Here is a 12,721-nt window from a genome sequence, read left to right as displayed (position 1 = left end):
CGGCTGGGGCCGCTAGACCACGAACAGTACGAGCACCAGGATGACGAGCCAGATGATGGTGGAGGCGCAGCCGAGGATGAGGCCCAGCCAGGCCATGCCCTCCCCGGAGTCGTAGCTGTGGCGCAGCCGCTTCAGCGCCCCGGCACCGAGGATGATCGCGGCGACGCCGACGACGGGGATGAAGCTGAGCAGCCCGCAGGTCATGGCGGCCGTCGCCCCCGAGTCCGTGCGAGGGCGCGGGGCGGTGTAGCCGGGGCCGGAGAAGATCTCCGCGGGGTTGAGGTTCTCGGTGCCGGGGAAGACGAAGCCCGGTGGAAGCCCGTCGACGTACTGCTCCGGGCCCGAGGAGAAGGGCGGGGCACTGGCTCCTGGAGGTGCGGTCCGGGCGGTGCTCATGACTCCATCATGCCCGCCGGAGCCGCAGGCGGCATCGTTCCCGCGGAGGAGGCGTGAGGATCGTGAGGTCCGTGAGGACAGGGGCCGGTGGAGCGCCTCTGAGCGCCAGATCGGCACGGCCGCCGGCCGGGGGCTATGCTGAAGTCCCGGCAGGCTCTGCCGGGTCCTGCTGAGCGTCTCGCCGGATCGTCCACGGGATGCTGTCACATCCCCATCGCTCAGGCAGGAGACCGCTCGTGTCCTCATCTCCGTCTCGCGGCTGGCGCCTTCACGGCGACGGCCGGTCCATCGCTCCCGGCGAGGTCGTCGCCCCCGGTGAGCGCCTCACCTGGCCTCGCACGATCGGCATCGGTATCCAGCACGTCGTCGCCATGTTCGGCGCCACCTTCCTGGTGCCCCTGCTCACGGGCTTCGACCCGGCGACCACGCTGTTCTTCACCGGCGTGGGCACCCTGCTGTTCCTGGGGATCACCTCCGGGCGCCTACCCAGCTACCTGGGGTCCTCCTTCGCGCTCATCGCCCCCATCGGAGCGGTGACCGGTTACATGGCCGACGGCGGAGGCCCCATCGATGCCCACAAGGCCTCCCTGGCCCAGGGCGGGATCATCGCGGCGGGACTGTCCCTGCTGCTCGTGGGCGTCGTCGTCCACGTCGCCGGCGCCAGCTGGATCGACCGGCTCATGCCTCCGATCGTCACCGGCGCGATCGTCTCCCTCATCGGCTTCAACCTGGCCCCCTCGGCCTGGAACAACGTCAAGCAGGCCCCGGTGACGGCGGTGGTCACCATCGTGTCGATCCTGGTCATCACCGTGCTGTTCAAGGGCATCATCGGGCGCCTGGCGATCCTCATCGGCGTGCTCATCGGCTACGCCACCGCCGTCATGAGGGGCGAGGTCGAGTTCTCCAAGGTCATGGACGCCCCCGTGCTGGGCCTGCCCCACTTCCACGCCCCGGCCTTCGACGTCAGCTACCTGGGCCTGTTCATTCCCGTGGTGCTCGTCCTGGTCGCCGAGAACATCGGTCACGTCAAGTCCGTCTCCGCCATGACCGGGGAGGACCTCGACGACGTCACCGGGCGCGCCCTGTTCGCCGACGGGCTGTCCACCATGCTCGCCGGCGCGGGCGGCGGCTCGGGCACCACCACCTACGCGGAGAACATCGGCGTCATGGCTGCCACCCGCGTCTACTCCACCGCCGCCTACGTCGTGGCGGCGGTGACTGCCCTGAGCCTGTCCCTGCTGCCGAAGTTCGGGGAGATCATCGCGACCATCCCGGCGGGCGTCCTGGGCGGCGCGGCCACGGTCCTCTACGGCATGATCGGCATGCTGGGCGTGCGCATCTGGGTGCAGAACCGGGTGGACTTCTCCGACCCGGTCAACCTCAACACGGCGGCCGTGTCCATGGTGGTGGCCATCGCCAACTACACGCTGGCCTGGGACGGCATGACCTTCGAAGGGATCGCCCTGGGGTCGCTGTCCGCGATCGGCATATACCACGCCATGCGCTGGATCTCGAAGGTTCGCGGCACCAACCTGGAGCAGGCCTCCCCGGCCTCGGCCCCCGCCGGCACCGAGCTGGAGGGCCCGGCCTACTCCGGCCGCGCCGCCCACGCCCCCTCGGCGGCCTCCCCGGAGGCGACCTCGACGCCGTCGAGCCCTTCGGAGTGACGGGCGCCGAGCGGATCGCTGAGTGTCGCAGAGGGGCGCAGGGGTCTACTGACTGGGAGGTGGGTGTACTCCACGTGGTCGGGAGCCCCGTGCAGTGCGGTCAACCCCTGGCCAGTACCGCCCGAGCCTCGTGGAGTAGGGCGCCCGGAATCAGGCCGCAGGGTCCGCCAACCCGCAGTCTGCCTGCTCCAAGCCGCTGCGGCGCTCCCGCTCAGCCTTCCTTCTTCTCGGCCTTGTCTGCTGGGACGCAGTCGCTGGGGGCGGTGATGGGCTTGTCGGAGCCGAGCAGCTTGATCTCGTCGGCCGACAGCGCGTTCTGCAGGTACTCCTTGCCCAGGACCACCGAGACCGTGGAGTCGTCGTCGGCCAGGCTCCCGTCGATCTGCACCGTGGCGTTGGGGAAGACCTGAGCCAGGGAGTAGGCGTTGGTCAGGCTGCCCTTGGAGGACAGGATCTGCACCTCACCGTTGTAGATGCCCCCGGGCCAGTCGCTCGCGGAGGCGACGGTCATGCCCGCCTCCTCCAGGTCCTGCTGAACCTCCGTCGCCAGGCCCACCGACTCGGAGCCGTTGTAGACGTTGATCGTGAGTGTGGTGACGTCGACGGTCTTGGCGTCGACGGGCGGGCAGGGCTGCGGCACGTAGGTGGCGGTGCTCTTGGGCTGCGAGAAGCCCGGGTTGTAGGCGGGCAGGATGCCCAGCGCCACCAGGAGACTCACGGTGACCGCGACGACCATGACGGCCAGGACGGAGCCGATGACGGTGGCCTGACGGTGCTGCATGTGCCGCCGGTACTCGGTGCGCGGATCTGCGGGACTACTCACGCGATCCAGGGTAATGGACGACGGCGCTCGTCGGGTGGTGGTGGGCCCGATGTGACATGGGACCGAGCCGGGTCGTGCGACTCCTGGCCGCCTTGGGCGGGTATCAGGCGCTCGGAGGTGCTGGAGCGAGCCTCGGTGTCCCGTCCTCGGTGACCTCCAGGATGCGGGCGTGGATCGCGGTGCGGCCCTGCAGGGCCGCGCGCAGCGCCCGGTGCAGGCCGGTCTCCAGGTAGAGGTCCCCCTTGAAGGAGACGACGTGGGCGAACAGGTCGCCGTAGAAGGTGGAGTCGTCATCCAGGAGGCTGCGCAGGTCGAGAGTCGCGCGGGTGGTGGTGAGATCGGCCAGGCGGATCTGCCGGGGCGCGATGACGGCCCACTCGCGCTGAGTGGTGACCCCGTGGTCGGGATAGGGGGGCCTCTCTCGCACTGCCTTGAAGATCACGGGAACATCCTAGTGAATGAACCGGCCCGCGGCTCACGGGAGCGCCGTGGGCGGGCCAACATCCGGCTCGCCCACGGGGGCCGCAGGGCCGGCCGCAGGGCCCGAAGGGGAGCCTGCTCCCCTCGGAGGGAGGACTGTCGATCCGCGCTCCAGATCGTTATCTGTCTCACTAGTTGGAATGTGGCCTGCAGAACGATCGTCTCGTCATCTTGTTGTGATTGGCGTTATCACTACGAAATCTAGTGGTTTGCTGGGAAGGTGGGACGTCTGATGCTGTCAGCGGGTTTTATGCCTGATTTCCAGACTGTTCCCCTCCTCTTCAGGGCTCTAGTACCGTGTTGGCTGCACCGACGTCGACCGAAAGGATGCCGCAGTCATGACCGCCACGGTCCGCCGAAGCGGCTTCACCATTCCCCTGTCCCTTGTTGTCCTCACCTCGACCGCCATGCTTCTGGCCGGTTGTCAGTCCGGTGGTGCGTCCAATGCCAATCAGCAGGGCACCGCGGGCTCGTCCTCGTCGTCCTCTGCCAAGTCCCAGTCGACTGCCAGCGCCAAGCCGACCTCCGGGCAGAAGTCGGGACACGCCTCCCCTCGCATCCCGAGCCCCACGGGGAAGGGTTCCGGCGAGTCGTCCGCGCCGCAGGCCTCCTCCGGTTCCGGCTCGCGTCCGTCGAGCCCGCGTGCCAACGAGCCCCGTCCGGCCGCCAGCGGCACTGGCGCCAACAAGGCCGCGACCCCCGGCAAGACGGGCGCGTCGAGCTCCTCCAGCCCCTCCGGCCAGAACAACGGCGGCTCCTCCGCGTCTTCGGAGGCCGGTGGCGCCGAGAACCGGGCCGGCGCCTCCCCGCAGGCGCAGTCGGCGGCTCCCGAGGCTCAGGCCTCGCCCGAGCCTGCTTCGCCCACTCAGGCGCCCGCCGACGGCTCAGGCAACGCCGACCAGACGACTCCCGCACCGGCGCCCACCGAGCCCGCGGACCCCGCCACCCCGCAGGCCGGCCAGGCCACGTCCTTCGTTCCGGACAACCTCGTCTCGGAGAAGACCGCCATGGTCGTCTCGCCGTCGGGCAACATCGGCTGCGACCTGTCCGCCCACTTCGCGGGCTGCGGCGTGCTGTCCTACCGCTCCGACGGCACCTACGGCCAGGACGAGATGGGCTCGCCCAAGTGGTGGTTCGACCTCAGCAGCGGTGACACGCCTCAGCTCGGTGGTCGCAGCGAGGGAGCCTTCTCCCTGGACGAGTTCTTCCGCGGTGGCGGCTCCTCGCCCCAGGTGATCGAGTACGGCCAGTCCGTCACCTTCGGCTCCTGGGTGTGCAGCTCGGAGGAGACCGGCATGACCTGCCGCAACACCGAGACCGGCCACGGCGTCTTCCTCAGCTCCGCGCGCTACGAGACCTTCTGAGCCGGACCCGACTGGTTCCGACCATACGCATGCGTTCGCCCCGGTTCCCAGCCGGGGCGAACCTGTGCGCCCGAGTTCACGAGTGGAGCCCGCTGGAGACCAGGAAGGTGTGCGCGTGGGTGAGCAGCTGAAGAAGTCCGAGGCGTCCGCGACCGGCGTCCTCGACGGCCTTGCGAACCGATGGCTCGCCTGGCTGCGCCGGACCGGCTCGCTGGAGATGGTGGTGGAGATCGAGGCGCTGGGTGAGCGCATCGCCTGCGCCAACCGCGTGCTGCGCAAGGTCGGCCTCCTGCGCCGGATCGACTGGGTGGAGGGAGGCGTCCCCGACGAGCTCGTTCACGACGCCGTCGCCCTGCGGGGCTCCACGACCCGGGCTGACGGCGCCGCCTGGACCTGGGCCTTCCTGTCGATCAGTACGCGCGACGGCGAGCTCACCACCGACTTCGACTACGAGCGCCGCCCCGACCTGGTCCCGCCGTGCACCCGCGACGACTGCGCGGCGGAGCTGCGGCGCTTCCCCCGCGACCCGAGCCGGCTTCCCGGTTGGATGGCGGGGCTCCACACCGACGACGCCCGGGATGCAGTACCCCCAACGGGCTCGGAAGGCGATGGGGACGCGGGGTCTCGGCGGCTGGTGGGCCGTCCTGCCCTGCAGCTCCGCTAGACCATTTCCCATCTCCGTCTGCCCAGAAGGAAGATCTCGTGTCCGATTCCCCGTACTCTCCCGGCGCTCCGATCAGTGGCGGTCACTACGGTGGCAACGTGCCTCCGACGGCGGGCGCCGACGCCGCCTACGGCTACCCGCAGACCCCTGCCTCCATGCCTTCCCCGTGGCCTTCGGTGCCGCGGATCGAGGTGGGCGACGCCGTGAAATGGGCATGGTCCAAGACCTTCACCAATCCCCTCATCATCGCCTGGATCCCGCTGTCCCTCGCCGGCGTGGGCCTGGTGGTGGCAGGCCTCCTCAGCCTGGTTGACGATGACTCGCTCAATGCCGCGATCGGGGTCCCCGCGGTGCTGGTCTGGGCGCTGGTCATGTACCTGGGGATTCAGAGCGCGGCCCTGCGGGTCGCCCGCGGGGAGAAAGTGACGTTCCGGTCCTTCGTCGCCCCGCCCAATGGTTTCGACGCGGCTGCGGCCCTCGCGTTCGTCGGACTCGCGATCGCGGTCGGCTCGTTCCTCCCCTTCGGTAGCGTGGTGGCCGGCTACTTCCTCTGGGTGACGGCGATGGTGGCCATGAATGAGGGCTGCTCCTGCTTTAAGGCGATCAGCCGTTCGTGCCGCCTCATGAAACAGGGTGGGAACGCGCCCCTGGCGCTGCTCGTCCTCGGTCTGATCCATCTCGTCGGTATGTTGACCGCCGTTGGCTGGCTCATCACCGGTCCGATGGCCGCTCTCATGACGGCCTACGTCTACATGCGCGTGTCCGGTAGCGACGTGGCGCGTTGACACGGCCGGCGCCGCCCCGGGTCTCCAGCGGGCGGTCATCTGGGGCGCAGCGGGCCGGTGAGGTAGTGCTGGATCGTCGGCCCGACGACCTCCACCAGGTGATCGACGCTCGCGCCGGCAATGGGCTCCAGTCGCAGTACGTAACGGATCATGGCCAGTCCCACCAGCTGGGACCCGGCCAGCGTGGCCCTCTCGCGCGCCGAGACCCCTGACAGGCCCGACTGCTTGAGAGCCTCGGCCATCGGGACGGCGATCTGCTCGGTCGCGTAGCTCTGAACCGCCTCGGGGGCGCTGACGTCGGTGGCCATCCAGCGCAGCAGGGTGCGGAAGGTCGCCCCGTCAGCGGCGTCGTCCCAGGCGGTCAGCGACAGCCGTACCAGGCGAGGACCAGCCGAGCGCAGGTCGCCGCTGACGGCGGCCGCGATCTCCTCGCTCGCCCGCACCCGCAGGTTGACGGCTGCCCCGAACAGGTCCCCCTTGGAGCCGAAGTAGTACGACACGAGCGCCGGATCCACCCCGGCCGTGCGAGCCACCGCCCGGATCGTCGTGCCCTCGTAGCCCTGAGCCAGGAAGGACTCGCGCGCCGCCTTGAGGATCGCCTCCCGCGTGGAGGGTGTCTGCGCACCTCCCGGGTCCGGCCGACGTCGTGGCCCGCGGCGGCGGGCACGACCGGGACGAGTGGGCTCGGGTGCCTCCTCCTCGGGTGCGGCGCTCGGCTGCGGCGCGCTGACGGCATCACTGGTCACTCCAGGAGATTACGGGTGCTCCCGACGGCCGAGGCTGCCGGCCCCGGAGAAACTGGCGAAATTCCGGGAGAACACAGCGCTTGGCCGGGGTGGGCGGAGCCGGGGATGTGTGACTGCCGCCCTATTTTTAGAAAACACTATCGGCGCGATATTCAACATCGTTTAGATTCTCGGCCCGGGAGGCGGGTGTGCAAGGAGGCCGTTGGGCGTCATCCCGCCAAGAAGCGCGGTGGGCGCCGAAGGCGCCGAGCGGACATTTCAACAACGTTGAGGCTGGTGGGGCGCCTCGATACGGTGGAGCCCAGCCCACATCGCCGTCGGCTCGTAGGGGGTCGGCGCAGTCGCGCGCCGAGGTGAAGCATGTCCGATCACGATCCCGTCTCCAGCGTGCGGAGGACCGAGCCCTCCGCAAGCCCAGGACCGGCTGCGCAGCCGGCGGCGACAGCGCCCGACGGAGCCTCGACGGTCCTGCGCATGGGGCTGGACATCGGCTCGACCACCATCAAGCTCGTCCTCCTGCCCGAGGCGCCCATGGGCGCCCGGTCCGGCTCGGGCTCAGCGCCGGTGGCTCCTGTATTCGCTGAGTACCGTCGCCACAACGCGGACGTGCGCGGCGAGCTGACCCGGCTGCTGGAGGAGGTCGGACGGGCCTATCCGGAGGCCGTCGTGCGCGGGGCCGTCACCGGCAGCGCCGGACTGTCCCTGGCCACTCTCATGGGACTGCCTTTCGTTCAGGAGGTCATCGCCGAGACCGAGACCGTGCGCGTGTGCGACCCGCAGGCCGACGTCGTCATTGAGCTCGGCGGCGAGGACGCCAAGATCACCTACCTCCACCCCACCCCCGAGCAGCGCATGAACGGCACCTGCGCGGGCGGCACCGGCGCCTTCATCGACCAGATGGCCCAGCTCCTCCACACCGACGCCGCCGGCCTGGACGACCTGGCCTCCCGGTACACGACGCTCTACCCCATCGCCTCGCGCTGCGGCGTCTTCGCCAAGTCCGACCTCCAGCCGCTCATCAACCAGGGCGCCGCCGGGGAGGACCTGGCCGCCTCGGTCCTCCAGGCCGTCGTCACCCAGACCATCGCGGGCCTGGCCTGCGGGCGCCCCATCCGCGGCCACGTCATGTTCCTGGGCGGGCCGCTGCACTTCCTGCCCCAGCTGCGCGCCGCCTTCGAGCGGACCCTGGCCGGCCAGGTCGACTCCTTCACCTGCCCCGACAACGCCCAGCTCTACGTCGCCATCGGCGCCGCCCTGCTCTCCTCGGGCGAGCCGACGCCGATCGCGGAGCTGTCCACCCGACTGGCCACCCGCAAGGCCCTGTCCCTGGGCACCTCCCGGATGCGCCCGCTCTTCCGCGACGACGCCGAGCTGGAGGCCTTCCGCGAGCGCCACGCCCGCGCCCACGTTGAGCGGGCGCCCTGGCCGGTGCCCGAGGAGGCGGCCGCGGAGCCGGCCGCGGCGGATGGGGCGGACGACGAGCTCGACGACCGGCTCAGTGAGCAGCGTGATGACGAGGCGGGCGCTGCGACGTCGGCGCCAGGGGTAAGTGGGGCCGCGGAGCACCAGGAGAGCGACTGCTTCCTGGGGATCGACGCCGGATCGACGACGATCAAGGCCGTGGTCCTGGACGCGCGCGGGCGGATCGTGTGGGAGCACTACGCCGGCAACGAGGGCGACCCGGTGACGGCCGCCGTGGAGATCCTGCGCCGCATCCACCGCGAGATGCCCGACGGGGTACGGATCGTGCGCTCCTGCGTCACCGGCTACGGAGAGTCCCTGGTCAAGGCGGCGCTGCGCATCGACGAGGGCGTGGTCGAGACGATGGCGCACTACCGGGCGGCGGCCTACCTCAACCCCGGGGTCACCTCGGTCATCGACATCGGCGGCCAGGACATGAAGTACCTGCGCATCAAGGGCGACGCGATCGACTCCATCAGCGTCAACGAGGCCTGCTCGGCCGGCTGCGGCTCCTTCCTGCAGACCTTCGCCCGCTCGATGGGCCTGGAGATCGGCGAGTTCGCCGAGGCCGCCCTGCACGCCGAGCGGCCGGTGGACCTGGGCAGCCGCTGCACCGTGTTCATGAACTCCTCGGTCAAGCAGGCCCAGCGCGAGTCGGCCACGGTGGGGGAGATCAGCGCGGGCCTGTCCTACTCGGTGGTGCGCAACGCCCTGTACAAGGTCATCAAGCTCAAGGACGCCGACCAGCTCGGCGAGCGGGTCTCGGTCCAGGGCGGCACCTTCCTCAACGACGCGGTCCTGCGGGCCTTCGAGCTGCTCACCGGGCGGGAGGTGGTGCGCCCCGACGTCGCCGGGCTCATGGGCTGCTTCGGCGCCGCCCTGAGCGCCCGGGCCTCCTACGACGGCGTGCCCTCGGGCCTGATGAGCCTGGGCGAGCTCTCCCGCTTCAGCCTGACCACCGAGACCGCCACCTGCAAGCTGTGCCAGAACCACTGCCAGCTGACCATCACCACCTTCAACGACGGCCAGCGCCACATCTCCGGCAACCGCTGCGAGCGGGGCGCCACCCAGGAGCGGCGCGCCACCAAGTCCGACCTGCCCAACCTCTACGATTACAAGTACAAGCGAGCCTTCTCCTACCGGCGCCTGCTGGCGGGGGCCGCCACGCGCGGGGACATCGGCATCCCCAGGGTGCTGGGCATGTACGAGAACTACCCCCTGTGGTTCACGGTGCTCACCTCGCTGGGCTTCCGCGTCATGATCTCGGGGCGCTCCAACCATGAGCTCTTCGAGTCGGGCATGGACACGATTCCCTCGGAGAACGTCTGCTACCCGGCCAAGCTCGCCCACGGTCACATCGAGGCCCTCATCGCCAAGGGCATCACGACGATCTGGTTCCCCTGCGTCTTCTACGAGCGTGAGCTCGTCCAGGGCGCTGCCGACCACTTCAACTGCCCGATCGTGGCCACCTACCCCGAGGTCATCTGCAACAACGTCGAGGCCGTGCGCGACGGGTGGCGGGGAGGCCCGGGAGGCGCCGACGGCGCCGCGGCAGCTGAGGGAGCTGCTGGATCCGGTGGCTCGGGCGTGCGGATGCTCGCCTCGCCCCCTTCCTCAACCTGGCGGACCCCGTGAAGCTCGCCGAACGGCTCGTCGAGGTCTTCGCCGACTGGGACGTCACCCTGCCCGAGGCCCGCCGGGCCGTGGCCGCGGGCTTCGCCGAGGACGCCGCCTTCAAGGCCGACGTGCGCGCCGAGGGCCGCCGTGCCCTGAAGTGGATGGAGGACAACGGCCGCAAGGGAATCGTCCTGGCCGGGCGGCCCTACCACATCGACCCCGAGATCAACCACGGCATCCCCGACGTCATCAACACCCTGGGCCTGGCCGTCCTGTCCGAGGACTCCCTCCTGCCCGAGCCCGACGCCGCAGCAACCGACAAGCCCGAGGCGACCAGCCCTGGGGCGGGCCCGGAACCGGCGACCGGTCCCGCTGGTCCCGATGCTGCCGGCTCCCAGGCGGGTCGGTCCATGCCCGGTGGCGACCAGCCCTCCAGCAAGGCGGCTGCCGAGACCACCGGGGAGCCCGGGCAACCCGGGCGGAGCGCGGAGAGCGGTGAGGACGGGAAGGCTGGGGCCGGCAAGCGCCCCACCAGGCCTGCCCGGCCCAGGAAGCCGAAGAAGACCGACTGGGCCGCCATCGCCCGCCAGGCCGGATCGCCGCCCGCCGAGGACGAGGCCTCCGACCCCGGCGACGGTGCCGAGCACGCCGTCGCCACCGGGGCGCTCAGTCGGGCCGTGGCAGCGCTGCGCCGTCGGGTGGGGCAGTCCGGGGGTGACCCGCAGGCACCGGCCGACTGGTCCGACGTCACCGGCGTCGGCCTGCCCACCCCCGGGCCCGTAGCCACCCGGGGCGTCACCCCGCGCCTGCGGGTGCGCGACCAGTGGGCCTACCACTCGCGCCTCTACCAGGCCGCCGAGCTCGTCACCACCCGCGACGACCTCGAGCTCGTCCAGCTCAACTCCTTCGGCTGCGGCGTCGACGCCCTGACCACCGACCAGGTCCAGGAGATCCTGGAGTCCGCCGGGGGTGTCTACACCAGCCTCAAGATCGACGAGGTCTCCAACCTCGGCGCCGCCACCATCCGCCTGCGCTCCCTGGCCGCTGCCTCCGAGGCCCGCTCCGCAGGCAGGACTGCCGGGGAGGCCGCGGGCGAGGCCTCTCGGAGGACCGCCCAAGCCGAGGAGGTCACCGACGAGACCGACGACGCCGTCGAGATCGACACGACCGCCCCCGACGGGCCCGCTGAGAGGACCGTCAACGCTGCCGGGCAGCCCGAGGCGGACGGCACCGGCAGGACCGTCGGGGCCCGGGAGCTGCCGGGGGCCACCGGCCCGGTCTTCACCGAGGCCATGCGCGCCACCCACACCATCCTCATGCCCCAGATGAGCCCCGTGCACTTCCGGCCCCTGGAGCCGCTCATGCGGCGCCTGGGCTACCAGGTCGAGCTGCTGGAGTCCGCCAGCCGCGAGGACCTTGAGGTGGGCCTGCGCTACGTCAACAACGACGCCTGCTTCCCCGCCATCATGGTCATCGGCCAGCTCATCGGCGCCTTCACCGACGGCAGCCACGACCCCGACTCCTGCGTGGTGGCCATCTCCCAGACCGGCGGCATCTGCCGGGCCACCAACTACGCCGCCATGCTGCGCAAGGGCCTGCGCGAGGCCGGCTACCCGCAGGTGCCGGTCGTGGCGATCTCCCTGCAGGGCATCGAGTCCAACCCCGGATTCGAGCTGACCGCCACCATGGGCCTCAAGATGCTCCAGGGCATCATCATCGGCGACACCCTCAACACCTGCATGCTGCGGGTGCGCCCCTACGAGGTGGTCGAAGGCGCCACCCAGGAGCTCGTCGAGCGCTGGAACCGCATCATCGGCGAGTACTTCGAGCACCGGGGCCGCTCGACCACCTGGGGCGGGCGCATTGGCTACCGCCGCCTGCTGCGCGAGATGGTCCGCGAGTTCAACGACCTGCCCCGCTGCGACGAGCCCCGCCGCCCGCGCGTCGGCGTCGTCGGCGAGATCCTGGTGAAGTTCCAGCCCGACGCCAACAACCACGTCGTCGACGTCATCGAGGCCGAGGGTTGCGAGGCCGTCGTCCCCGGCCTCCTGCCCTTCTTCCTGTCCGGGCTGGTGACCGCCCAGTGGGAGGCGCAGGCCTACGGCATCGGGAAGGAGTCCGTGGCCAAGAAGAAGGCGGCCGTCTGGTTCATCGAGCAGCTCCAGGCCCCGGCCCGCGCCGCCCTGCGCGCCGCCGGTGGCACCTTCGACGTCGAGGTCTCCACGGCCGAGCTGGCCCGCAAGGCCTCGAAGGTGCTCTCCCTGGGCAACCAGGCCGGCGAGGGATGGCTGCTCACCGGCGAGATGATCGAGCTCATCGAGCACGACGTGCCCAACATCGTGTGCTGCCAGCCCTTCGCCTGCCTGCCCAACCATGTGGTGGGCAAGGGCATGTTCCGGGAGGTCCGACGCCGCTACCCCCAGGCCAACATCGTCGCCATCGACTACGACCCGGGTGCCAGCGAGGTCAACCAGCTCAACCGCATCAAGCTCATGATCTCCACCGCCCTCATGGCGCAGGACAGCGCCGGGCCCGGGGCGCCTGAGCAGGCGGCCGGGACCGGCGCCGCGGCGGTCGGGGGCGAGCAGCAGGTCGGTGCGGCGAGCAGCGTGACGGCTGAGGAGCTGCTGGCCGGGCTCGGGCCGCGGCCCGATGGGACGCCGTCGTCCCCGGATGTCGCCGAGGACCGGCGCCGTCAGCGGAGCCGGGTCCGCTGAC

General features: G+C 70.6%; 8 protein-coding genes and 1 pseudogene. 5 read left to right on the top strand and 4 right to left on the bottom strand.

The window, feature by feature from the left end; genetic code table 11:
* Nucleotides 1–12 precede the first annotated feature (12 nt).
* A complete protein-coding gene (locus EL340_RS10300) occupies nt 13–396 on the bottom strand; it encodes a DUF4190 domain-containing protein (RefSeq protein ID WP_126414498.1) in 384 nt (127 codons plus the stop codon).
* A 236-nt stretch (nt 397–632) separates the two neighbouring features.
* Between EL340_RS10300 and EL340_RS10295 the strand changes: the two genes are divergently transcribed.
* Nucleotides 633–2,063 carry a uracil-xanthine permease family protein gene (locus EL340_RS10295; protein WP_126414497.1) on the top strand — a complete coding sequence of 477 codons (1,431 nt, stop codon included), beginning with the start codon at nt 633–635 and terminating at the stop codon, nt 2,061–2,063.
* Nucleotides 2,064–2,274: 211 nt separating this feature from the next.
* Here the strand turns inward: EL340_RS10295 and EL340_RS10290 are convergent, their stop codons facing one another.
* Nucleotides 2,275–2,844: a LytR C-terminal domain-containing protein gene (locus EL340_RS10290; RefSeq protein WP_126415440.1), complete on the bottom strand. Its 570-nt coding sequence runs from the start codon at nt 2,842–2,844 to the stop codon at nt 2,275–2,277.
* Nucleotides 2,845–2,989: 145 nt separating this feature from the next.
* Nucleotides 2,990–3,328: a type II toxin-antitoxin system VapB family antitoxin gene (locus EL340_RS10285; protein WP_126414496.1), complete on the bottom strand. Its 339-nt coding sequence runs from the start codon at nt 3,326–3,328 to the stop codon at nt 2,990–2,992.
* A gap of 376 nt (nt 3,329–3,704) precedes the next feature.
* On the opposite strand from EL340_RS10285, the gene EL340_RS10280 reads away from it, so the two are divergent.
* The 3 genes from EL340_RS10280 (at nt 3,705) to EL340_RS10270 (ending at nt 6,179) form a co-directional block, all read left to right on the top strand.
* Entirely contained in the window at nt 3,705–4,730 is a 1,026-nt protein-coding gene (locus EL340_RS10280) for a hypothetical protein (protein WP_126414495.1), read from the top strand.
* 115 nt (nt 4,731–4,845) lie between these two features.
* A complete protein-coding gene (locus EL340_RS10275; protein ID WP_126414494.1) occupies nt 4,846–5,394 on the top strand; it encodes a hypothetical protein in 549 nt (182 codons plus the stop codon).
* 38 nt (nt 5,395–5,432) lie between these two features.
* Nucleotides 5,433–6,179: a hypothetical protein gene (locus EL340_RS10270; protein WP_232023010.1), complete on the top strand. Its 747-nt coding sequence runs from the start codon at nt 5,433–5,435 to the stop codon at nt 6,177–6,179.
* Nucleotides 6,180–6,214: 35 nt separating this feature from the next.
* On the opposite strand, the gene EL340_RS10265 is transcribed toward EL340_RS10270, so the two are convergent.
* The gene (locus tag EL340_RS10265; protein ID WP_126414493.1) at nt 6,215–6,925 is read right to left on the bottom strand and encodes a TetR/AcrR family transcriptional regulator; all 711 of its coding nucleotides are present in this window, start codon (nt 6,923–6,925) and stop codon (nt 6,215–6,217) included.
* A gap of 474 nt (nt 6,926–7,399) precedes the next feature.
* On the opposite strand from EL340_RS10265, the pseudogene EL340_RS10260 reads away from it, so the two are divergent.
* Nucleotides 7,400–12,720: pseudogene (locus EL340_RS10260) on the top strand (acyl-CoA dehydratase activase-related protein).
* The last annotated feature ends 1 nt before the right edge of the window (nt 12,721 follow it).

The organism is Actinomyces viscosus (assembly GCF_900637975.1).
Classification (GTDB): Bacteria; Actinomycetota; Actinomycetes; order Actinomycetales; family Actinomycetaceae; genus Actinomyces; species Actinomyces viscosus.
Note: the sequence above shows the minus strand (reverse complement) of the source record. Positions and strands in the feature narration are given on the sequence as shown.